This window comes from Deltaproteobacteria bacterium, assembly GCA_016208165.1.
Taxonomy (GTDB): domain Bacteria; phylum Desulfobacterota; class Desulfarculia; order JACQYL01; family JACQYL01; genus JACQYL01.
The window spans coordinates 1-21,765 of the sequence record JACQYL010000137.1 but is presented as its reverse complement, the minus strand read 5'-3'; the positions used below and the strand labels follow the sequence as shown (position 1 = coordinate 21,765).

The window sequence follows — 21,765 nt, the reverse complement described above, 5'->3', positions numbered from 1 at the left end:
CCTTGGAGTTCGTCCTAGGAGGTTGCGACCGGGAGTGGGTAGTGTCCTAATTTGAATTTCCAGAAAGGATTATTTTTCGCCATATTCACTGACGATTGCCGCCCGCACGCAGGCCTCGGGGGAGTCTACAGGACCTTGATGGAGAATGGCATAGAATTTACTCTTGTCTGATCCTTCCATAGGGTGAGACCAAACATAGCACTTTTTAACCTTCGGATGGCTTGATAGTTCGAAAACCTGAACCTTACCTTCCCAAACTGTGTGACCCTGAAAGGTTTCGTTAATTGGAATAGATTCAGACCACTCTGCTTTGCAGTTATGTAATTGCTCCACGGCTTCTTTCAATTCGGTCTTCATTAGCTTAGAATCATTTCTAGTTTATCTAATAACTCAAGATGTTTGTCGGTTGGTATTGGGGCTATTGAGTAGTATCTGTTTTCCGAAAATGGTGCTTCAACCGCTCTTTCGAAAGCAAATGGTCTTGGATTGAACTTGTTTTTTGGATCTGGCCAAAATGAAATACCACCAGCTTGAAAGTTTATTTCTTTTCCAAAATATTTAATCAAATAGTTAGAAATTTGTTTCAGTTTTGAGTTGAGTCTTTCCAAGACTTGATCAGTTGAAACGTAGACCTCACTAACGTATAATTTTTGCTTAATTATTGAAGCATAGACAGGTCCACCAAAAAGTTGCTCTGATTTTGTAAGTACGTTATCTAAAATGACATCAGAATAATTGGTAGAGGAGTGAGTATCAACTGTTATTCCATCAAGGTATAGAGTTAAAGAATTGATGTGAATTGGATAGTCATGTCCATCGATTTCAAACTCACCGTTCTCGAATTTAAGTCCCGCTTGTGGATCTTCAGTTTTTGTAGAAGACGGGTATTCCATAAATTTATACGTATCTATTAGAAAAGGAAATAGGCTTCGAGCGATACTAATGCCTTTTGGGTTTAGGTCTGAAATCGGTCCTAACCAAATACTCCTTGCCAGTTTAACAGATAATAGGTTCATCGCGCTACTCGTTTTCTTTCTATGGGCATTTCCGGAATGGCTTGGTTTCCTTCACTCGACAAAGTCAATATGTTCGACGCCGATTTGGGGAGTTCATTATACTTTAGCGATTGATCTACCTGTGGTCCTGAATATTCCTCTCTTAATGAAAGCGAACCTGTTGTTTCTGTTTCAGTAATCCTATAAAAATAATGTTCTTCATTTTCAAAATTTCTCACATTGAAACTATCAGGTGATAGGTTTGCTTTCCATTCAACAAGCTCACTAAATGGAGCAAACCTAACTATCAAGGCCACATCGAAAGCGGCAGCTATTCGTTTTAAAGTTTGTAGGGAAAATTTACCATAGTTTGGATTCTCACAGGCCGCAATTCTAGGTTGCATCATACCTGACCTTTTGGCCAACTCCTCTTGCGTCCAATGTCGATCCTTAGATAACCTCATAGTTCTAATCTGAAATGGTATCGTTTGATCGACGGTCACAGAAACAAAAATATCCCTGTATTCTTTGTCCTTTAATTCTTCCTTAAGGATTTCTCTTTCGTCAGTATTCACCTAAATAGCCCCTATCCTCATCAATTAGTTTGCGCCTTTTTTGGGCAGTCTTTATCGCGTCTTTTGGAGTATAAGTCTTTCCCTTTTTGCCTGTTCCTATTAATAGTGTAAATGTTTGAGGCCCGAAGCCAAAACAGCCAAAAATTCTATATTGCTTTTTTCCGCTCTGAACCCTGATTTCATAGATGCTTTTACCTATCGGAGCAAAGTACGGCCTACCCCACTGGTGTCTTTCTATGTTTGCCAAGTACGCGATAGTATTCCTAATTCTTACACGAGCCTCTTTGTCCTGATCAGTCAACCACTCCTCGAAGGTGTCGAGTTCTCGGTTGCTAAGAAATACTTTGAACTTCCATATGCTCATATTATAACAAAAATCTTATATTGGCAAGCATTTCCCGCTTGGCCGAATATAATAAAATTATTATACTCCATTCTATGAACACGGCAACTGCGCAAAATAAAAGGGGAATTAAGTTGAGAACACAACCTATTCCCCTTGAGACGTGGGGCCAGAGTTGGGCGCTCGTAGTTGTGGGTTTACACCCGACTGCTCGGGTTCGATCCCGAGTGGCCCCACTAAACAAGTTTTTCAAGATAACACGCTTAATGGGGCATCGCAATGAACAATTTGAAGTTCCCATTGAAGTTCCGAAAGCAAGAGGGAGTTATCTCGTCCACAGGGTGGAAGGTTGCCCCATTAGATCCACTGAGCAAATGACAGGGGTCCGCAGGGATACGATTACACGCCTTTTGGTGCCTACATGGGAAGGCTGTCAAAAACTTCCGAATAAAACCATGAAGGGCCTTCAGTGCGAGAGCATCCAGTTGGACGAAATTTGGACTTTTTTCGGCAACAAGAAACCACACCTTAACAGGGCGGATAACCCTTTTGAAATGGGCGACTTTTGGACGTGGGTTGCGCTTGACTCTGACACTGTGCTCGTTCCAACCATTCAGATCGCAAGACGTAATATTGAGACAGCCAGAGACGTCATTTCCGACCTTCGCTCTTCCCTGACTACCCGTATCCAGTTAAGCTCAGATATGCTTTGCCAACGCGTCGATGCCGTTGAGGAAAGCTTTGGCGCAGAAGTGGATTATGCGTAGATTGTAAGGTCCTACGGGGAGCGACCAATTGGACCGGGTAGGTACGGTCTCCCCCCAGAGGCGATCGCCATGGAAAAAAAGGAAAATCGCGGGAAACTCCGATCCTAACAAAATCTTCACCTTCTTTTTTGGAAAGACAAAATCTTACAATCAGAATGTCCATGCGCCTTTTTACTCGGCTAACGAATGCGTTCAGTAAGAAACTTGAAAACCTGAAGGCCGTTGTTGCTCTTCACTCTGCCTATTACAATTTTGTGAGGATTCACAAGACATTGAAAGTGACTCCTGCCACGGAAGAGCAAGTCACCGACCGATTGTGGATTATAGAAGATTTTTTGAGGGCGGCAAATTAGGACACTAACCGGGAGTGGGTTTCCTTGAATTCAAACCCGAGACCATGCTATAATTTTTGACAATAGAATAGAAAAGAGCGCGCGCGGGAGAGGTACGACGCGCTTGGGCGGGTCCCGGCAACGAGGGGTTTTTCCGAAAAGGGGCGGGCGATGCGCGCGTGACGCGGCATCGGAGAAACCTGTTGAAAGCGCCCGGCCTCGCACGGCTTGCCGGCTTTCGCGTGAGAGAAGCGGAGCCGGACTCTCTGATGGAACCTGAGAAGAATTTCCGACGTACCTCAGGAAGGAGACAAGGATGCTCAGACCTCCGGCAGTAGCCGATCAATTCTATCCCGGAAACCCAGCCGTTTTGGCTCGGGAGGTTCAGGGGTATCTGGAAAAAAATGTGTCCAAACAAACGGCCCGTGGTGTGGTGGCGCCCCATGCAGGGTACATGTATTCAGGTAAAGTGGCGGGCAGCGTGTACTCGAGGATCCGGATTCCCGAGCGCGTGGTGCTGCTGGGCGTGAACCACCGGGGAATCGGATCGCGTGTGGCCGTTATGAGAGACGGTTCCTGGGACATGCCCAATGGGAGAGTGGAACTCGATTCGGTTATGGCGGATCGGTTGGTGGCCCACTGTCCGTTGATGAAAGTCGACGCCGAGGCCCACCGTTACGAGCATTCCCTGGAAGTTCAGTTGCCTTTCATCCAGGGAATCCGATCGGATTTCAAGCTGACCCCGGTTGCACTGTCGTTTCTTAAGTACTCGGATTGTGTATCCATAGGACACGCTTTGGCGCAGAGTATCGAGGAAATCGGCGACCCGACGTTAATCGTCGCAAGTTCGGACATGACGCACTACGAATCCCAGGAAGCCGCGGGCCGGAAAGACCGTATGGCCATGGATCGTATCAAAGCCATGGACCCGGAAGGATTGTACCGGACCGTGGTGGACCATGGTATTTCCATGTGCGGAGTGATTCCCGTCACGATCACCCTGTTGGCCTGTTTGGAGCTGGGCGCCGAGAACAGCGATCTGACGGCCTACGCCACCAGCGGCGACGCGACCGGGGACTACGGCCAAGTGGTCGGATACGCGGGGTTCATCATTCATTAACGCCGAAAGGCGCCACCGGGCCGATCCACGGCCGTCGGCCATCCACGCGGTCCCCCGGCCTTTTCGGGCGGGGGATTTCTGTTGGGAGAAAGGCCTTCGGGAAACGGGGACGTTGGACGGACGAAAAGATCCTCGAGTCGTTTTTTCGCGGAGGGGCTTGAGATTTGATCGAAAATGTGGTTTGGAACCGGTGCCGGTCCGGATCGGTTTGTATGGAAAGCGAGGACAATCAAGTGGAAAAGGTAATTACCCGGTTCCCTCCGAGCCCAACGGGATATCTTCATATCGGGGGCGCACGAACGGCTTTGTTCAATTGGCTGTTCGCCCGACAGAACGGGGGAACGTTTATTTTGCGGCTGGAAGACACGGACGTGGCCCGATCGTCGGACGAGTATGTGGACGCCATACTGGAAGGCATGCGCTGGATGGGTCTGGATTGGGACGAAGGTCCCTACTATCAATCGAAACGGACGGAACTGTACGTGGACCACATCCGGCGGCTACTGGACAGGGGAGAGGCGTACTACTGTCATTGCCAGCCGGATGAGTTGGAATTCAAGAGAAAAGAAGCTCTGGCCCAGGGGCGTAAGCCCATGTACGACCGGAAATGCCGGGATTTGGGCCTGGGGCCGGCAAAAGGGGCCGTGGTCAGACTCCGGTCGCCGGTCATGGGGGAAACCCGATACAACGATCTGATCAAAGGCCCCATTTCCTTTGACAACGGCGAACTCGACGACTTGATCCTGCAACGAAGCGACGGGAGTCCCACGTACCACCTGGCCGTGGTGGTGGACGATATTACGATGAACGTGACCCATGTCATCCGGGGCGACGATCACGTGAACAATACACCGCGACAAATCCTTATCTACAATGCGTTGGGCGTTCCGTTGCCTAAGTACGCCCACGTTCCCATGATTTTAGGGTCGGACAAGACCAGGCTCAGCAAAAGGCACGGAGCCACGAGCGTGCTGGCCTATCGGGATATGGGATACCTGCCGGGTGCATTGCTGAACTACCTGGTCCGCTTGGGGTGGTCTAGCGGGGACCAGGAGGTTTTCTCACGGAGTGAGCTCCTGGAGAAATTCAGCCTGGAAAACGTTGGGAAGTCCGCGGGCGTATTCAATCCCGAGAAGCTGCTCTGGCTGAACAGCCATTACATCAAGGAGTCCGATCCTGCCGACCTGGTCGAGCCTCTGATTCCGTTCCTGAAGCGAGCGGGAATCGAAGAACCGGATCGCGGGGTCGTGGCCGCGGCCGCTGCAACGCTTCAAACCCGTTCCAAAACGTTGGAAGAGATGGCCGATGGAGCGGCGTTCTATTTCAGAGACGCGGTGGAGTATGACGAGCAGGCGATGAAGAAGTTCCTGACGCAGGACCTGGCGCCTCTATTTGAAGCCCTGGCGACGGCGATAGAGGGCGTAGATCCGTGGGACGAGGCGCACCTGCAACCGGTTTTCGAGCAACTGATGGAGCAATATGAGGTGAAATTCGGCCGCATCGCTCAGCCGCTGCGGGTGTCGCTTACCGGCAAGACGGTCAGCCCGGGCATCTTCGAGGTGCTCGAGGTGTTGGGCAGGGAAAAGACGCTGAGGCGTATGCGGGAAGCCTTGGGCCGGATGAAGGGCGAATGAATGTTCCGAGAGAGGATGGCAAGAAAAAAGGTTATTGACATGGGCCTTAAATCATTATAATATAATTTTTTTATTTCTTTAGGAGGTTCCCCAGATGTACGCAGTGATCCAAACCGGTGGAAAACAATATAAAGTCTCTCCTGGGGACGTACTGCGCGTGGAAAAACTCGAGGGAGACGTCGGCGCCGAGATTTCGTTGGGTGCGCCTCTCCTGGTGGCTCAGGACGAAGACATCAAAGTGGGTCGGCCGCTGTTGGACAACGTCTCCGTAGTCGGACAAATCGTTGCCCAGGAACGCGGCAAGAAGATTATTGTATTCAAATCCAAACGCAGGAAGGGCTATCGCAAGAAACGGGGCCATCGCCAGTATTACACCGCCCTTCGAATCAAAGAGATCAAGGAGAACTAGCCATGGCGCATAAGAAGGCCGGAGGAAGCTCGAGAAACGGACGAGACAGCCAGGGTCAGCGCCGAGGCGTCAAACGATACGGCGGCCAATTGGTGCGGGCCGGCAACATTCTGGTCCGGCAATGCGGCACCAAATTTCATCCCGGCAATAACGTGGGGCTCGGGAGGGACTATACGTTGTTTTCGTTGATCGACGGAGTGGTCAAGTTCGAACGATACAACGACAAGCGCCAGCAAGTGAGCGTGTATCCCGCCTGATAGCACTACGTGGACTTCTGCCGCGAGTTCGGGATGCGTCCCGATTCGGACGGAAATCAGTCGCGGCGGAAATGCCCCCGTCTTGAAAAGGATCTCAGTTCCCTCATTGTCCAGCAGCCGTTTTCCGATTCCGTTTCTTGCCGGAACTGCCGATGGTCGGGTTTCCCCATCGGAAGGAACGGGTAAGAGATGAGAATGGAAAACGGAACGCGAATTCCCGCCAGGTCCGACCTACAAGAAGCGAATTGATTCAAAAACAGAAGGGGTGCGAAGGAGACCTCAAGGAGCGGCGATCTTGGGAGAACTGAATCGCGAAACCCCTATGCGGCATCTACGGATTTCCCGTTCTAAAACGGGAGAAGCCGGGGAAGCGATCGTTCCATGAAGTTTATCGACGAAGCCAAGGTTTGGATCAAATCCGGGGACGGCGGCGGTGGATGCCTCAGTTTCCGCAGGGAACGTTTTCTGCCCAAAGGGGGACCGGACGGTGGGGACGGCGGTAAGGGAGGGAACATCGTCGTCGTGGCGGATCCAGGGATGAACACCCTCCTGGATTTCAAGTACCAGCAGCATTTCAAGGCGGAACGCGGGCGGAACGGAAGCGGAAAGAACATGACCGGCAGGTCGGGCAAGGACCGGGAGATTCGGGTGCCTGTGGGCACCGTGATATACAATACGGATACCGGAGAATTGTTGCAGGACTTGAGCGAGCCCGGTCAGAGGGTCGTGTTGCTTGCAGGCGGACGAGGCGGCAAGGGAAATGCTCATTTTGCCACGGCCACGCACCGGACGCCGCGCTTTTCACAGCCCGGAGAGCCGGGTCAGGAGATGTGGGTTCGCCTGGAACTCAAGGTGCTTGCGGACGTGGGCGTTGCCGGCAAGCCGAACGCAGGGAAATCGAGCCTGGTCTCGAGAATGTCCGCCGCTCATCCGAAAATAGCCGACTATCCCTTTACCACGTTACATCCCCAATTGGGCGTAGTGACTGTGGAGGAGGGCGAACCGTTCGTCCTGGCGGAGGTACCCGGCCTCATCGAGAACGCACACATGGGTGCGGGCCTTGGGTTGCGATTTCTAAAGCACCTCGAAAGGACGCGCTTTCTGTTGCACTTAATCGACCTCTCGGATCCCGAGGCTGAAGACCCGCTGAAGCCATACCGGACCGTTCGTAACGAAATCAGCCAATATGGCCGCGGGCTCGATGCAAAGCGTGAAATCGTGGTTTTCAACAAGCTGGACCTTCCGGAGGTTAGAAAACGGTTGCCCGCCGCTGAAAAGCGATATAAAGAAATAGGCGTTGAAACGATCGCCGTTTCAGCCGCCACGGGAGAGGGTATCGTCACTCTGAAACTCCTGTTGGCCCGGATGCTGAACGAGCATGAGGAGGTCTGAAGCAGAGAGGTGAAAGCACTGGAGGTCACTGAAAGAGAAGATCGGCGCGCCAACTTGATGAAGGATGCACGCCGCGTGGTCATCAAGATCGGAAGCGCGGTCGTGGCAACGGACAGCGGACTGGACCTGGAAATGATCGGGCGGCTCGCTGGAGAAGTATCCGCGCTTCGAAAACGGGGGATCGAGTGCATACTCGTATCTTCGGGAGCCATTGCCGCCGGCACCGGCAAAATGGGTTTGAACCAGGAGATCCGATCCATTCCGGAGAAACAGGCCGCTGCCGCAGTGGGTCAGCCCGGTTTGCTTCAAGCCTGGGAGATTGCCTTCGGTGGAAACGGGGATAAGGTGGCGCAAATCCTGCTGACTCGTGACGACCTTTCCAACAGAGGGAGGTATCTCAACGCTCGAAACACGTTGTTCACGCTGCTTCGCTGGAAAGTCATCCCCATCATTAACGAAAACGATACGGTGATGGTGGAGGAAATCAAGTTTGGAGACAACGACAATCTTTCCTCGATGATCGTCAGCCTGATTGAATCCAATGCGTACATCAACCTGACCCAGATCGACGGCTTGTACGATCGAGACCCCAGGAAGTATGCGGATGCCCAACTTGTGCAAGTGGTGCCCAAGATCACCCGGAAGGTCATGGACATGGCCAGCAAGGAACCGGGGGCGTTTGGTCGCGGCGGGATGCATTCGAAGCTGTCGGCCGCTCGAAAGGTGGCCATGGTGGGCGTGCCCACCGTGATCGCCAACGGCAGACAGAAAGGCGTGCTCGAGGACATTTTTGACGGGAGGGCCCCTGGCACCCTGTTCTTACCGGACGACCGGAGCATCGGTCGCCGGAAGTATTGGATCGCGTTCACTACGAAATCCGAGGGAGAACTGATCGTAGACGATGGAGCTTGCTGGGCCCTGACACAACGGGGCAAAAGTTTGTTGCCGTCGGGAATTCGCGACGTGAGAGGAAACTTCCGTATCGGAGCCAAAGTGCTTCTTGTGGGACCCGATGACGCGACCATTGGAGTGGGTCTTGTCAACTATCCGGCGGACGAAATCAGGAAAATCAAGGGTTGCAAAACGGACCAAATTCAGGAAAAATTGGGTTATAAGTTCTACGATGAAGTAGTCCACCGCGATAATCTGGTGATATCCGAAGACAGCTCCCTTTGCCGAATGGACTGAACAGGAAGGACAACTAGCGTGGACGTGAAGCAACTGATCTCCGATATGGTCGACCAGGCCCGGGAGGCGGCCCGTAAACTAGCCCGAGCCGGCAGCGAACAGAAAAACGCGGCGTTGCGGTATGTTGCCGACGCCCTGGAGAATCGCGCGTCGGAGATTCGTCGGGAAAATAAGAAAGACGTGGCTCTGGCGAGGGAGAAAGGGGCCAAGGATGCGTTTGTGGACCGGCTGACCCTGACCGACCGCATCATTGGCGAGATGGCCGCCGGACTTCGAGAAGTGTCCGCGCTGCCGGACCCTGTGGGCGAGGTGACCCGCATGTGGACGCGTCCTAACGGACTTCAGGTGGGACGAATGCGCATTCCCCTGGGAGTGATCGGCTTCGTGTACGAGTCCAGACCCAATGTAACGGTGGATGCGGCCGGCCTGTGCCTCAAGTCCGGAAACGCCGTTGTAATGAAAGGCGGATCCGAGGCTCACAACTCGAATATGATTCTGGCCAAGGTGCTGCAGCAGGGTGTCAGGGCCGCCGAGCTGCCGGAAGCAGCGGTTCAGGTGATTCCCACCAAGGATCGCCAGGCTGTCATCGAGTTGTTGAAACGGGACGACGCCGTCGATTTGCTGATTCCACGGGGCGGCGAGGAACTCATCCGATATATGGTGGACCATTCGCGAATCCCCGTCCTCCGCCACGAAAAGGGCGTGTGTCATGTATACGTGGATGCCTCGGCCGAATTGAACATGGCATTGGAAGTCAGCTACAATTCAAAGGTTCAAAGGCCGGGGGTTTGCAACGCCATGGAAACATTGCTCGTGCACGGCGATATGGCGGAGTCGTTTCTGCCGCCCATGTTCGAGCGGTTCAGAGAGGCGGGGGTCCTGTTAAAAGGGTGTCCGATAACGCATCGCATGTTCCCGGACGTTGAACCGGCCACGGAAGACGACTGGTATACCGAATACGAGGACTTGATCCTGTCCGTTCGAGTGGTTTCTGGAATGGAAGAAGCGATGGACCACATCGTGAAATATGGATCGCGGCATACCGAAGCCATTGTGACGGAGAACTATGAACGCGCGATGCGCTTTGTGAGACTGGTGGATTCTTCGCTGGTTCTCGTGAACGCGTCCACCCGATTCAACGATGGGCGCCAGTTGGGGCTGGGGGCGGAGATCGGCATCAGCACCGTCAAACTACACGCGTTCGGCCCGATGGGGCTTGAGGAACTGACGACCACCAAGTTCATTGCCTTCGGCAATGGACAGATTCGCACATGATTTGCAGAACAGCCGGATGTGGTCGCTGATCACCGGGATCTTCCGGTCGGCGACCGTTCCGAACGAAGGAATTTCGTTACGCGAGTCGGAATCTTTGGGGGCACCTTCGATCCTCCACACTATGGACACCTCCGATCTGCGGAGGAGGTGAGGGAACTGCTGCGACTTGACAGGATTCTGTTTGTCGTGGCGTCCGTTCCACCGCATAAGGACAGAGTCGTCTCGGAATTCGATACTCGCCATGAACTGACCAGCTTGGCAATTGAAGATCACCCGTATTTTGTCGCCACGGATGTGGAAAGGCTAAGGCCGGGCAAATCCTACACCGTCGAGACCCTCCTGTTGCTTCGAGACCAATATTCAACCACTCATTCAAAAATCTTTTTCCTTTTGGGCTCGGACTCTTTCTATGAAATAACGACGTGGAAGTCGTACCAGCGTATCCCGGAACTGGCGTCGTTGGTCATTTTGAACCGACCCGGCTTCGAGGGAGAGGCGTACGAGTCGTTTTTGAAGGCCACCTTTCCCGGGTACGAGGGTGCCTCCGGTGGTGAGGTGTTTCTGCATCCGGAAAAGGAGCCGGTGTTTTTCTTGGATACTACTTTGTTGGAGATATCATCGACGGACATACGAAAACGGGTGCTGGAGGGCCGGTCCATACGATACCTGGTACCCGAGGCGGTCCGAAAAACCATTCAGCAGAAAGGGCTGTATCGCTCGTGACTATAGATTCGCTTAACAAAGCCCGAAGCGCGGCTCGGATCATGTCGGACAAAAACGTTCAGGACCTGTGTATCATGGATGTGAGGGGACTGACGACCTTTGCGGACTTCTTTGTCATCGGATCGGGACGCTCCGTTCGGCAGGTTCAATCCATTGCCGAACATACGTTACTGACTCTCAAACAGGAAGACATCCGGCCCATTGGTGTCGAGGGCAATCGAGACAGCGAGTGGATGCTTCTGGACTACGGGGATGTAGTGATTCACATTTTTTCCGAGCCGGTCCGAGAATTCTATGATCTGGAAGGCTTGTGGTCGGAGGCGATACGTATCCGGACGGAAGAGGGCGACGAACGGGTTCGACGAAGCCCTCACGAGGGGTATGCGAATGATTCTTATTCGTAAACGTTTTGATTCGGCCGCCAAGGTATTTTGGATCGCCGTCCTGGTTTCTTTCCTGACGGCGTATGTATCGCCCGTGGGAGCGCTGATGACTCCCTCGGAAGAGGCCAAAATGGGGACCGAGGTACTCGCGCAGATCAAGAAGAGCTTGCCGTTGGTAAACGACCCGCGAGTCGTGGAATACGTCAACAAGGTGGGACGGGATATTCTCCTGCAAGTGGGTTACCGTGACTTTCCCTTCGAATTCTTCGTCGTGGATGACGGTTCGCTGAACGCTTTTGCCATTCCGGGAGGTTACGTATTCATCAACCGCGGTCTCATCCAGATCATGGATGGCGAGAGCGAACTGGCGGCCGTGCTCAGCCACGAAGTCGGACATGTGCAAGCCCGGCACATTGCTCGAAGGATCGAAGAGACCACGCCGCTCAACATTGCCACCATGGCAGCCACCCTGTTGGCTATTCTGGCGGGCGGAGGGAAGGCGGGAGGGGCCATTGCCGTAGGCGCCGCGGCGGCCAGTATGAGCTACCAGCTTCAATACAGCCGTCAGAACGAAGAAGAGGCCGATCGGCTGGGTATGAAGTACCTGGCGGATTCAGGCTATGATATCAACGGCAGTGTCAGTGTATTCAAGAAGATGGTTCAAAGCCGATTTATGAACATGGAGGGTATTCCCACCTACCTCTCGACACACCCGGGGCTGAACGACCGCATCGTGTACATGGAGAACACCCTCAGCACGGATAAGTATGCCATTGACACGCAGAAGGAGCGGGCCACGCAAGCGGCATTTCTTTCTTGTAAAGTGCGGCTGATCGCCCTGTACGAGGACCCCAAACTGGGCGTCAACCTGCTTGATGAGTTGGCGCGCAAGGAGGGCGGGGCGTTACCACATTATGGCATGGGATTATTGCTGGAGCGCTCCCGGAAGGTTCAGGAGGCCATGGTCGAGTACGAAAAGGCCATCCGGCTGGATCCCTCAGACTCTGAATACGTGACCCAGATGGGAATGGTTTGCTACGCCACCGGGAATTGCGCCAGGGCCTCGGAGTACCTCGATCGTGCAGTGAGCCTGGATCCGCGCCAATCAGAAGCCTTGCTGTATTTAGGACGCATCGCCCTTGATGAGAGCCGGTTCCGGGATGCCCAGGCCTTACTCGAGAAAGTGCTCAACTTGAACCCCGATCAGAACGAAGCGTATCAGTATCTGGGACTGGCTTACGGCAGGGACGGGAAGCTGGCTTTGGCCCACGAAAACTATGCCATCTATTTTGAACGTACGGGGGACACTCGAAACGCCCTCTACCATTATGACAAAGCCCTGGAATACAGCGGAGAAACTCCCGGTCGTGCTCAAGAGATCCGGCAACGCATCGAAAAGCTGAAAAATAAAGGCAAAGAGGACTCGAAAAAGCCCGAGCAAGAAGGCTGGTGGCACGGACGATAGCCGGCGGGGCCGGGCCGAACGAGGATCGATCTTGCATACCATGGATTTCCTGGATTCCGGAATCTCATCCTACCGGGCGGTCTTCTATGTACGAGCGAATCCGATGTCTTCCACTGAAATTCCCCAGCGTTAAATAAGCAATCAGCAACTCCGGCGCGCTCAACGAACCGAGCCTCTTCCTCGAGGGAGGTCATCCGCTTTCCCATCGAGGGCCAAAGCGGATGAGTTACGCCCCTTTAAGATACGAACGGGCCTGGCCGTGTATCGCCGGAGATACCGTATCGGGAACCCGGCCGACGATGAGTTCCAATGCCCTGAGGACCGGTTCTTTCAGAAGCGGCTTCAGGTCTCGAACCAGCTGAAAACTGTTCAGCATCCGACCCGCCGTAGTGGCGTTGACGGACGCCAACTCGATCACTTTGTCCGCCAGCCAACGGATACCGTAGTCCGTCCAGAGCATCTTCGAGTTTGCCGCCATTGGAAGAAACAAAGCGCGGCACCAGGTAGGCTGAGTTATGTCGAAGGATTCACGCGTCTTCTCGCGTTCGATCATATCGAACACATCGGGTTGAGTGCCGCTGGAAACGATCCGCAGGTAGTTGCCGTACCCGGTCAGGTGCGGATGCCAGAGTTCGTAGGCCGCTTCAATAATGGGCCGCCGCTCTTCCGCCGATGTTCGGTTCAGTGTGCCGAGTGCCGTAACGCGATCGTTGGCCGTGGTGGCTGCGCGATAGTGATCCAGAATCAGACGGTGGCTGTCCCGGGTATCGTCCACGGCGATCAGTTCGAGCAGCACGGCCTTTAACATCCGTTCCTCGATGCCGTCCTTGGGGGACTCGCGGGGTCCATACGTATTCAGGCCGTGGAAGCACTCCAGGAGGCGGGTTCGGAAACGCTCGTTCACGGCGCGCATGAGCCGTTCCCTCGCCGCTACAAGCTCCTGGGGCCATGCGACATAGCGGCGATCCATGGGTTGTTCGTCGATTTTGAGGAAGTAGGCTTTGAGGGCCGGAGGAAGATTCCTGTCCGCGAGGATTTCTCCATATACGTCCAACCACTCTGTGTCGATGGCCGCGTTCGCATCCAATAGAAGGCGTTTGCGCCGGCTGTCCGTGGAACGGCGAAAGGCTTCGATGCGGTTAAAAGGATTGGGATCCAAGCGAGCTTGCAGCGTCAACATGGGGAAGGTGGCGTTCTCGTGGTGGAAGGTTCCGTAGAATGAGTAATCCCGGTTCAGAGATGCGAACGCCGGGGGCGTGGACAGATCTTCGAACACCAGTTCGGATTCCTCTTGATTCAATTCGAAGACCTGCCGGGTTCCCTCGATGTCGTTTCCTTCCGCGTCCACCAGGGCCAGTTCGATGGGGAGGTGGAAAGGATGGACACCGTCCGGCCTTTCCTGCCGGAATCGAATGCGGGCGCTCTTGGATACCGGGTCGAACGAGGTATGAGCCGTGACTTTAGGGTATCCGATCGTGTAGAGCCAGGTTCGTTTGAAGGACTCCAATGAGGCTCCCGAAACCTCTTCGAAACTTCGGAAGAATTGGTCCGTGGTGGCGTTGGCGTGGCGATATCTCGAAAAGTAAAGACGTTTGCCGGCCTTGAACAGATCCGTACCCAGCAGGAGTCTGAGCATACGAATCACTTCGGCGGCTTTCACGTAGGTGACTCCATCGATAAGTTCTTCCGGATCGTTGAACCCTTCCCGAACCACCTTGCCCAGGTGTCCTCCATCCTCGATGGCCAGGGGGCCCAGGAGCGGGTCTCGTATGCTGTCCACCTGCCTCAAACGCACAAATGAAGCGTCGAACACGTCCGCCGAGTACTGTCGTTCCACGTCCACGGTGTAGGCTTCGTTGAGCCAGACGTCGAAAGGCGTGTCCATGGTCGTCTCGCTTCCGCACTGATTGTGTTCGAACTCGTGCACGATAACCGCGTGGGCATAGAGCACAAAAGCATCCATGGTGTGTTCATCGATGAGGGCGGCGTCGGTTACGATGGTGGTGTTTCCTACGTTTTCCATTCCTCCGAAATTGGATTTGTTCATGCATATGGTCCGGTAGGCATCGCCGGTGTATTCGTATTCCTGGGTCCGACCGGTCCACAGAATCGCGTCTTTGAGGATGTCCATTGGAATCCGGGCGTCCTTGGTTCGGCCCGGGGGCGCCAGATATTCCAGGCGCACGCGCCGGCCGGACGGATAGACGACTTCATCCGACAACTCGTCCCACGTGCCGACGGCGGCAATGAACAGGTATGGAGCCATTGGCGTCTTGTTCTCGTAGGTAATGACCTGACGTCCTGGGTCGTTTTCCTTGGGAACGGGACGGCGGTCGGGGTTGGTACGGAGACACACGTCTCCATTGCTGATGAGGTGCGTATAGGCGCTGTCCGCTTGCATCGTGGTGGTCATCGTGCATTTGGCTCGGCAATCATCGAGAATCGGCATGATGCGCTGGAATCCCCATTGTTGGCACTGGGACATGTACTGCTGCGGCGCTCCCGGCGGGGTGGCGTCTCGATAAATCCCTTCCAGCAGGGACTCGGACGGATAGGATCGGCACACGGTTCGGATGAGGAAGCGTTCGCCGGAGACGTATGGCTTCGGCAACCGCACTGACAGTTTGCGGTCTTCCTTATGGTATTGGTAACGAAGAGGCGTTCCTTGCGGATCGTGAGGCTCGTGCACCAGATCCACCCGCAGCAGATCCAGCCCGTCGGCGTCGAGAACGATCTCGTCCATCTCGGTCTTGGCCGTCAGTTCCAGACAGTTTTCAGCTTCCACCCGGTCTTCGAAAAAGCTCAGACGGATGGTAAGGTGGTCCAGCGTAACCGGCAGATCGCCGAAATCCTCCCTGCGGTATTTGAAGGTTCGGTCGCTCATTTGGAAACTCCTTTCAGGCCTCGCAGGTACATATCAAAAGACCGCTTGAAGTGCGTCGGATCAAGATCGATAGAGGGTGGTAACGAACCGGACATCTCAACTGGATTTCTATATCAGATAAGTCTCGGGTAACATACTTCTTTCTCCGCGAGAACGGGTGGACGGCGCGCACTTGCCTTCAACCATGGACGGTTGAAAGCGGCCGTCCGGACATGCGGCGCGGACGTCCGAAGGGGCGGCATCTTTCATGGAATGCGCTCGCTTCAGGCTCGCGCCTCTTTACATGGGCAAGGATGCGGATTATAGATATGGGTATATGAAATCCGGCGAAGGGTGAGCATCGACGGCGCGCAGGGCCGGTTTATGTGAGAACGAACCGCCGGGTTACCACCACGGGAAAGGAATCCGTCCATCGGAAATAGAAATGGTGATGATCGCTGAATCTGACGAATTGTTCTTAGGAGAGCGTAAAAGAGACACATCCGTTGTGTTTACGGCAGAAAAGACTCTCAAGGTGAAATCCGTTTTCTCTGATCCTTATCATGAGATTGAACTGACCGGTGTTTTCACTCATCCGGATCTGAAGATCCTGGATCTCGATCCGGTGATTATCCGGCATCCCCACAACGCTTGCCGAGAGAGCGTCCATACGCTGAAAAGCATGATCGGAGAAAAGGTCAGGCCCGGTTTGATGAAAGAAGTGCTCCGCAAGGCGGGAAACCAGGGATGTTCGCATTTGAACACCGTATTCAAAGACACGATCGAAGGAGCCCTCCTCGGCCGGGGGCGGCGAGTACGGCATCTACTGGCCGAGCTTTTTCCGGGTATCAGCGATGCGCAGACGTATAAGCTCGCATTGACGTTCCGGCCGGAGCTTCTGAATTCCTGCAATGCGTACAATCCTGACGGGGAACTGGTCCGGGAAGTTCTAAGCGCTTCTCTGCCGGAAAATATGACGTTCGAGACCATGCAGGAGTTGGAGGAATACTACGAGGCGTTGAATTCGTCCGATGCCGGAGAACGAGCGACTATGGGGAGATTTTGAACGATCGTTTCTGGTTCGCATAGTCCAGCAGGGCGTTGACAACGGACGAAGTGTGCGTGAAGTCTTTGCCCCTTCGGTCCGGATGGAGCACCAATCGAAAAGCCCGCTGAAAGTGTTTCCAGTCTTTCTCCGGCATGGACTCCCAGTTGTTCGGCAGGAGTCCCAGCAATTCGATGCGTATATCTTCTTCGGGATTTTTCCTTGTTGCCTCCCTCCTTTTGATGAGTATCAAGCGCTCGTTGAGTTCTTTGTTCAGGGCTTCCGCTTTAAACTTCAGATCGAGCAGACCGGATTCGCGATCGATCTGCGTTTTTTGGACTTCCAGTTCCGTCTGCCTTTGCCGCCATTTTCTTTCCAGGGGTGTCAACAGGGATTCGGAGAGGTTTTCCCAGTCCTTTGTGATGGAAGGCTCGGGAGCTGAAGGCCGGGGATGCTTTTTTGAGAGCTGTTCGATGTTGGAGGTCAGGTTTCGAAGACGCTTTTCGAACTCCGCCTTTCTGCGATCGATGGATTCCCGATGAGCCAGGATTTCCTTCTCCAGACGCTGAGAGATCAGGAAATCCATTTCCGGATCGGATAAGGTTAGGGCTCGATTCCTGGTGATCCCCCACGAGTCGGTGAATTGCCGAAGTCTGTTTTCCGCCCACGATTGATATCCATCCGGGATTCCTTCCGGTATTCTTCCATATTTCGTTTCGAACAGTTCTCGGGCCGACGCGTGGCTTCTTTCCGCTTCTTCCTGCTCGTGCTTCTGTTTTTGTTCAATCATTCCCCAGCTTACGGTGCTCATCTGGTGAACGGTCCACTTCCCTTCAATGGCCCGTTGCTTTGTCTCGTCGTCGACGTCCGGATTTTTGAAAAACTGGCGAATGGTGGACAGATGCAGCCAGGGTGCTTCCGTAGTGTTCAATAGTTGTTTAATGTGTTCAATGCCTCTATTCCCAACCTTCGATTCCATGGACTTCATTTCAAACACCATTTTGTGCAGAAAGCTTTCCTTTATTTTGTTCCGTTTCAGAAGATCGATCAGGCGGTCCGGAATATACCGATCGATATCGACTCGCTTTCTGTCCGATCGGACGATTGATAGTGATTCCCGTAACTTGACTTCCAGGCGTACTCTGTCGATCGGGTGCAGGCATTGACAGGAGAGCTTGTTTCTTATGGCAAATTCCAATGCCTCGTTATCGTTGGTGAAGGTTTTGATTATGCATACGGCATGGTCCACGCCTAATTCGTCCAGTACGGCAAGACGTCTGTGCCCGTCCAGAAGTCGGTACTTCTGGTCTATAACCAGAGGAAGTTGTTGCCCCCGCTTCTTGAGATCGGATCTGAGGAAAGCCAAGTCGTCGTCCGTATAGGGTATCAGACCGTGTAATGCTTCCCATATCTGAATGCTGCGGATGGGCACCGCCTCGATTTCCATATACTTCTCCGTTACAGGCAGATGAGTATGAAAGAATCGTTGGTTGTGATAATGGGATCCGTCCGGAAATCGTTTCCCGTAGGCTGATGAAAACGTCGCCGCCCCATGGTTCCGGTTTGGTGCGCGGCTTCGCATTAAAAGGCAACTGCCCGTCCGCTGTCACAAAAGACCTGAGTCCCGCTACACCAAGCCTAAAGCGCTTTTGACCATGCGCTCCGTTATGGCCCGCATAAGGTCCGGAGGCACCAGACGGAACAGCTCCAACTGATGGAATTTATCCGATATCTCCTCCACAAGCAGGTCGAAATCCTGTAACTCCTCGAATCGCTTCTGAATACGAGCCCGTTGCAATCGTGTGGCTTCCAGGCCCCTGGGTATGATCTCCGCCGCGTCCTCGCCCGTCAGGACCCCGCCATGCTCATAACAAACCAGACGGATGGGGAGCTTTTCCAGCTTTTCCAGACTTTGCAGGTACGCGTCGTAGTCGTGGTTTGCCGTTACCGTGAGTTCTCGTTTTCCCGTTTCCGGCGCAGGTATCGAATCCGCTGGAAACAAGGCTTGCAGCTCGGGAACATAGACGGACATGGAGCATCTGGAATGGCCCGGGGTCAAAAGAAATCGAAGCGATAGTCCCCCTCCCAGATCCAGTTGATCCCCGTCTCCCACCTTGACGGCAACGGGGATGGGAAAGAAGTCAAGAGAAATGCCTTCAAAAGTGTGCGATCGCTTGAGGGCGTTTATGGTAGTCTTGTTTACCTTGGTGATGAGTTCCACCGGCTGGTCCTTATTCAGAAGATACGCGCAGTACTCTGAAGACACCGGCTGAATGTGCGGGTATTTGCGCAGCAGGTAGGGGACCGCGCCACAGTGATCGTGGTGGGCATGTGAGATCACCAGATAGCGGATGCGGTTCACGTCAACTTGGTATTCCTGAAATTGGGACTCCAAACGCTGGACCTCCCAGGCAACTCCTCCTCCAAGCAGCGCGAACTGCTCCCCCATCACCAGGTACATACAAACGTGCCGGTTTCCCAGAAATAGAACTCGATCGTCAATCATGCCGGGTTTCAGAATTCTCATGTACGTCAAACCTCACTCGGTCAGTATTTTTCGCGCCGTCATGTCCTTTGGCACGGGCGCACGGGGCGTATCTTGTCAATGGGAACGGTTTCTCCGACGGCCCGCCGGGGCCTGTCGATCGATCAGCCCGGGACGGCTCCCTCGAACATGCCGGCCTGCCGATCGCTCCTGATCAGTCGATTCCGCATAACGCTCGGAAGCGTTCGTCCAGTCGACAGGTATCGTGCCGTTCTTTGCCTGCTTCGAATCTCTTCCGTTCTTCTTCGGACGAAATCAAGAGGGAAGGGACCATCTTGGGTTTTCCCGTCTTGTTGAGGGCCACAATAATAAAATAAGCGGTGCAGGCCTCCCAGGATTTTTCATTGATCAGATCCTCGGTCGAGACCTTCACCTGGACTTCCATGGAAGACTGACTGGTATACGTCAATCTGGCGCGAGCGGTCACATAATTGCCCACTCGGATAGGATTGAAGAAATTGATCGCCTCCACCCGCAACGTGGCCACCGGGGAGTGGGAATGCCGGACCGCGGCGACTCCCGCGGCCGTGTCCATCAGTTTTATGATTTCCCCGCCGTGAGCATAGATCCCACCCGGACCCGCATGCTCGGGCGCGAAGACTTTTGACATGACGACTTCGGAATGTTGAACCGTTCTTCCTTCCGACGTCGAATCGTCGCCGTGATCAGGCTGATCGACCATGGATTCCTCCTTCCCTGAGTGGACGAATTCCGTACGGGATGCACGGAGCGGAACCTTTTCGGGGAAATGCGGAAGCGCGAAAACACGGCATCCGTAATTCAGGAAAAAACCTGATGTTCCGTCCGAACTTCTCTTCTGCGCGTTATTCCCGAATCGCGAACGCACTGACGGCCGCTCGAACGACGGACAGCGCCATCCGGTGCCGGGATTCAGAGAACGTATTCCCTCGCAAGCCAACTACCCTACCTTGTTGACCGAACGAGTGCAACTAGTATCCGCGTCTTCATTTCCTTCAATTGTGTCTTCAAATCAAGGTCCTTTTATCGCCGGGTGGGGGAGCGCCACGGCTCGAAAGATCCGAACGAAAAGGTGAAAGAGCAAAACCGGGATTGATCATGATCCGATTATGGTTTATAAAAACCGTTGATCCGCTCTGTTAAACTAACATCTGAGGAGGTAGATATGGAGATTAAAGGTAGTGTAGCTATTATTACGGGTGGAGCGTCCGGACTCGGAGCAGCCACAGCCAAGGCTCTGGTGTCTCAGGGGGGCCGCGTGGTGCTCGTGGACATGGTGGAAGAAACCGGCAAAAAGACGGCTGCTGAATTGGGTGGTGCCGCCATTTACTGTAAGACGGACGTAACCAGTGAAGCCGATGGACAAAATGCGATCGCCCAAGCCCAAAAGGCGTTTGGGGGACTGAACATCCTGGTGAATTGCGCCGGCATCGGTGTACCCGGAAAGATCGTGGGGAAAGACGGTCCCATGCCTTTGAGCCAGTTCGCCAAGGTGGTTGAGGTAAATCTCATCGGCTCTTTCAACATGGCTCGTCTTGCGGCAGCCGTGATGGTCAACAATACGCCCAACGCCGGGGGCGAAAGAGGAGTGATTATTCATACCTCTTCCATCGCCGCGTGGGAAGGTCAAATCGGTCAGGTGGCTTATGCGGCCTCCAAAGGCGGGGTGGTCGGCATGACCCTTCCCATGGCCCGCGACCTGGCCAAGAACGGCGTTCGAGTGGTCACCATCGCGCCGGGTATCATGCAGACACCGATGCTGGCCGGCCTGCCGGAAAAGGTGCAGGAATCTCTCGGCGCCCAGGTGCCGTTTCCTTCACGTCTCGGACAACCGACTGAATACGCCGACGTAGCGATGACGATCATCCGGAACGCGTATCTGAATGGTTCCGTAATCCGAGTGGATGGAGCGCTGCGAATGTCCCCCAAGTGATGCCGGGTTTGCCCGAGATCTCCGCGTTAAGGATTTCAGGGCAACCGTTTTATCCGGGGAAGCCTTTTCAAAAGGTTTCCCCGGCCCCCCATCCGGGTTGTCTCTCCCGGCCTCCGAACCGGCAACAAGGTTCTATCCGCGGTTCACCCAAATCGATACCCATGGATGCACGTGCGCCGGCGGCGTTCCCGGAAAGATTTTCCGTGCCTGTTCACAGGGTCATAAGAAGCTTTTGGTTGTTGTGGCGAACAATGTTGGTCGTCATAAACGGAAAGGCGCCTCCAGGCCGTGTCACTCGTCGCTACACTAGGGATCGGTCATGACGGATGGGTGGCCCGGACAACTTGTTGTCCGGGTCCCAAGGACAGGAGGTGACTGTACGTATTAAATCGCGGGGGGTCGTAGATACCGTCTTGAGAGTCAAGGCGGAATTCCGAAATTTTGATGTCTTTTGCTCTTTGAAAACATAAAGAATGCCTCCGACCTCTCAAGGATAGCATGGGCGCGATCTCAGTAAAGGCTGCCCTCCGGCTCGCTGTCGC

21 protein-coding genes are annotated in these 21,765 nt (G+C 53.9%); 13 read left to right on the top strand and 8 right to left on the bottom strand.

Translation table 11 applies throughout. From position 1 onward, the window contains the following. Positions 1-69 precede the first annotated feature (69 nt). Genes HY788_23935 through HY788_23920 form a run of 4 tightly spaced genes read right to left on the bottom strand, consistent with a single transcriptional unit; the run spans position 70 to position 1,934 of the window. Positions 70-357 (bottom strand): hypothetical protein, encoded by a 288-nt coding sequence (locus HY788_23935; protein ID MBI4777194.1) that lies wholly within the window; start codon positions 355-357, stop codon positions 70-72. Then, entirely contained in the window at positions 357-1,016 is a 660-nt protein-coding gene (locus HY788_23930; GenBank protein MBI4777193.1) for a hypothetical protein, read from the bottom strand. The genes HY788_23935 and HY788_23930 overlap by 1 nt, the downstream gene beginning before the upstream one ends. Further along, entirely contained in the window at positions 1,013-1,570 is a 558-nt protein-coding gene (locus tag HY788_23925; GenBank protein MBI4777192.1) for an XRE family transcriptional regulator, read from the bottom strand. The genes HY788_23930 and HY788_23925 overlap by 4 nt, the downstream gene beginning before the upstream one ends. Next, entirely contained in the window at positions 1,560-1,934 is a 375-nt protein-coding gene (locus tag HY788_23920; protein MBI4777191.1) for a type II toxin-antitoxin system RelE/ParE family toxin, read from the bottom strand. The genes HY788_23925 and HY788_23920 overlap by 11 nt, the downstream gene beginning before the upstream one ends. Positions 1,935-2,179: 245 nt before the next feature. Here HY788_23920 and HY788_23915 point away from each other — a divergent pair, with 245 nt between their 5' ends. The 11 genes from HY788_23915 to HY788_23865 all read left to right on the top strand — a co-directional run bounded on the left by HY788_23915 (position 2,180) and on the right by HY788_23865 (position 12,858). Beyond that, positions 2,180-2,680: a hypothetical protein gene (locus tag HY788_23915; protein ID MBI4777190.1), complete on the top strand. Its 501-nt coding sequence runs from the start codon at positions 2,180-2,182 to the stop codon at positions 2,678-2,680. A gap of 648 nt (positions 2,681-3,328) precedes the next feature. Continuing rightward, the gene (gene amrB / locus HY788_23910) at positions 3,329-4,132 is read left to right on the top strand and encodes an AmmeMemoRadiSam system protein B (GenBank protein ID MBI4777189.1); all 804 of its coding nucleotides are present in this window, start codon (positions 3,329-3,331) and stop codon (positions 4,130-4,132) included. 212 nt (positions 4,133-4,344) lie between these two features. Further along, positions 4,345-5,766, top strand: a complete 1,422-nt coding sequence (gltX, locus tag HY788_23905) for a glutamate--tRNA ligase (protein ID MBI4777188.1) — start codon at positions 4,345-4,347, stop codon at positions 5,764-5,766. 94 nt (positions 5,767-5,860) lie between these two features. Further along, positions 5,861-6,175 (top strand): 50S ribosomal protein L21, encoded by a 315-nt coding sequence (gene rplU / locus HY788_23900; GenBank protein MBI4777187.1) that lies wholly within the window; start codon positions 5,861-5,863, stop codon positions 6,173-6,175. Between the two features lie 2 nt (positions 6,176-6,177). Next, a complete protein-coding gene (gene rpmA / locus HY788_23895; protein MBI4777186.1) occupies positions 6,178-6,432 on the top strand; it encodes a 50S ribosomal protein L27 in 255 nt (84 codons plus the stop codon). 381 nt (positions 6,433-6,813) lie between these two features. Then, a complete protein-coding gene (gene obgE, locus HY788_23890) occupies positions 6,814-7,824 on the top strand; it encodes a GTPase ObgE (GenBank protein MBI4777185.1) in 1,011 nt (336 codons plus the stop codon). Between the two features lie 57 nt (positions 7,825-7,881). Further along, positions 7,882-9,012: a glutamate 5-kinase gene (gene proB / locus HY788_23885; GenBank protein ID MBI4777184.1), complete on the top strand. Its 1,131-nt coding sequence runs from the start codon at positions 7,882-7,884 to the stop codon at positions 9,010-9,012. An 18-nt stretch (positions 9,013-9,030) separates the two neighbouring features. Then, positions 9,031-10,287: a glutamate-5-semialdehyde dehydrogenase gene (locus tag HY788_23880; GenBank protein ID MBI4777183.1), complete on the top strand. Its 1,257-nt coding sequence runs from the start codon at positions 9,031-9,033 to the stop codon at positions 10,285-10,287. An 18-nt stretch (positions 10,288-10,305) separates the two neighbouring features. Next, the gene (gene nadD / locus HY788_23875) at positions 10,306-11,010 is read left to right on the top strand and encodes a nicotinate (nicotinamide) nucleotide adenylyltransferase (GenBank protein ID MBI4777182.1); all 705 of its coding nucleotides are present in this window, start codon (positions 10,306-10,308) and stop codon (positions 11,008-11,010) included. Positions 11,011-11,051: 41 nt separating this feature from the next. Further along, positions 11,052-11,414: a ribosome silencing factor gene (gene rsfS / locus HY788_23870; GenBank protein MBI4777181.1), complete on the top strand. Its 363-nt coding sequence runs from the start codon at positions 11,052-11,054 to the stop codon at positions 11,412-11,414. Further along, a complete protein-coding gene (locus tag HY788_23865) occupies positions 11,398-12,858 on the top strand; it encodes a M48 family metalloprotease (GenBank protein MBI4777180.1) in 1,461 nt (486 codons plus the stop codon). The genes rsfS and HY788_23865 overlap by 17 nt, the downstream gene beginning before the upstream one ends. Before the next feature lie 226 nt (positions 12,859-13,084). Here HY788_23865 and HY788_23860 read toward each other — a convergent pair whose 3' ends face one another. Beyond that, entirely contained in the window at positions 13,085-15,742 is a 2,658-nt protein-coding gene (locus tag HY788_23860) for a DUF3458 domain-containing protein (protein ID MBI4777179.1), read from the bottom strand. A gap of 430 nt (positions 15,743-16,172) precedes the next feature. Here HY788_23860 and HY788_23855 point away from each other — a divergent pair, with 430 nt between their 5' ends. Continuing rightward, complete coding sequence (locus HY788_23855) at positions 16,173-16,787, top strand: DUF2889 domain-containing protein (protein MBI4777178.1); 615 nt, start codon at positions 16,173-16,175, stop codon at positions 16,785-16,787. On the opposite strand, the gene HY788_23850 is transcribed toward HY788_23855, so the two are convergent. The 3 genes from HY788_23850 to HY788_23840 all read right to left on the bottom strand — a co-directional run bounded on the left by HY788_23850 (position 16,771) and on the right by HY788_23840 (position 19,993). After that, entirely contained in the window at positions 16,771-18,213 is a 1,443-nt protein-coding gene (locus HY788_23850; protein ID MBI4777177.1) for a ParB N-terminal domain-containing protein, read from the bottom strand. The two genes, HY788_23855 and HY788_23850, sit on opposite strands and share 17 nt — an antisense overlap. Positions 18,214-18,393: 180 nt before the next feature. Beyond that, the gene (locus HY788_23845; GenBank protein MBI4777176.1) at positions 18,394-19,293 is read right to left on the bottom strand and encodes an MBL fold metallo-hydrolase; all 900 of its coding nucleotides are present in this window, start codon (positions 19,291-19,293) and stop codon (positions 18,394-18,396) included. A gap of 172 nt (positions 19,294-19,465) precedes the next feature. Further along, positions 19,466-19,993, bottom strand: a complete 528-nt coding sequence (locus tag HY788_23840; protein ID MBI4777175.1) for an acyl-CoA thioesterase — start codon at positions 19,991-19,993, stop codon at positions 19,466-19,468. 462 nt (positions 19,994-20,455) lie between these two features. Between HY788_23840 and HY788_23835 the strand changes: the two genes are divergently transcribed. Beyond that, entirely contained in the window at positions 20,456-21,223 is a 768-nt protein-coding gene (locus HY788_23835; protein ID MBI4777174.1) for a 3-hydroxyacyl-CoA dehydrogenase, read from the top strand. The last annotated feature ends 542 nt before the right edge of the window (positions 21,224-21,765 follow it).

Coding starts and splice junctions, on each gene's coding strand:
- rsfS (MBI4777181.1), top strand. CDS start 11,052: ATGTCGGACAAAAACGTTCAGGACCTGTGTATCATGGATGTGAGGGGA.
- gltX (MBI4777188.1), top strand. CDS start 4,345: ATGGAAAGCGAGGACAATCAAGTGGAAAAGGTAATTACCCGGTTCCCT.
- HY788_23855 (MBI4777178.1), top strand. CDS start 16,173: ATGATCGCTGAATCTGACGAATTGTTCTTAGGAGAGCGTAAAAGAGAC.
- HY788_23935 (MBI4777194.1), bottom strand. CDS start 357: ATGAAGACCGAATTGAAAGAAGCCGTGGAGCAATTACATAACTGCAAA.
- obgE (MBI4777185.1), top strand. CDS start 6,814: ATGAAGTTTATCGACGAAGCCAAGGTTTGGATCAAATCCGGGGACGGC.
- HY788_23840 (MBI4777175.1), bottom strand. CDS start 19,993: ATGGTCGATCAGCCTGATCACGGCGACGATTCGACGTCGGAAGGAAGA.
- proB (MBI4777184.1), top strand. CDS start 7,882: ATGAAGGATGCACGCCGCGTGGTCATCAAGATCGGAAGCGCGGTCGTG.
- HY788_23920 (MBI4777191.1), bottom strand. CDS start 1,934: ATGAGCATATGGAAGTTCAAAGTATTTCTTAGCAACCGAGAACTCGAC.
- HY788_23865 (MBI4777180.1), top strand. CDS start 11,398: ATGATTCTTATTCGTAAACGTTTTGATTCGGCCGCCAAGGTATTTTGG.
- amrB (MBI4777189.1), top strand. CDS start 3,329: ATGCTCAGACCTCCGGCAGTAGCCGATCAATTCTATCCCGGAAACCCA.
- HY788_23860 (MBI4777179.1), bottom strand. CDS start 15,742: ATGAGCGACCGAACCTTCAAATACCGCAGGGAGGATTTCGGCGATCTG.
- rpmA (MBI4777186.1), top strand. CDS start 6,178: ATGGCGCATAAGAAGGCCGGAGGAAGCTCGAGAAACGGACGAGACAGC.
- HY788_23845 (MBI4777176.1), bottom strand. CDS start 19,293: ATGAGAATTCTGAAACCCGGCATGATTGACGATCGAGTTCTATTTCTG.
- rplU (MBI4777187.1), top strand. CDS start 5,861: ATGTACGCAGTGATCCAAACCGGTGGAAAACAATATAAAGTCTCTCCT.
- HY788_23850 (MBI4777177.1), bottom strand. CDS start 18,213: ATGGAAATCGAGGCGGTGCCCATCCGCAGCATTCAGATATGGGAAGCA.
- HY788_23930 (MBI4777193.1), bottom strand. CDS start 1,016: ATGAACCTATTATCTGTTAAACTGGCAAGGAGTATTTGGTTAGGACCG.
- HY788_23915 (MBI4777190.1), top strand. CDS start 2,180: ATGGGGCATCGCAATGAACAATTTGAAGTTCCCATTGAAGTTCCGAAA.
- HY788_23835 (MBI4777174.1), top strand. CDS start 20,456: ATGGAGATTAAAGGTAGTGTAGCTATTATTACGGGTGGAGCGTCCGGA.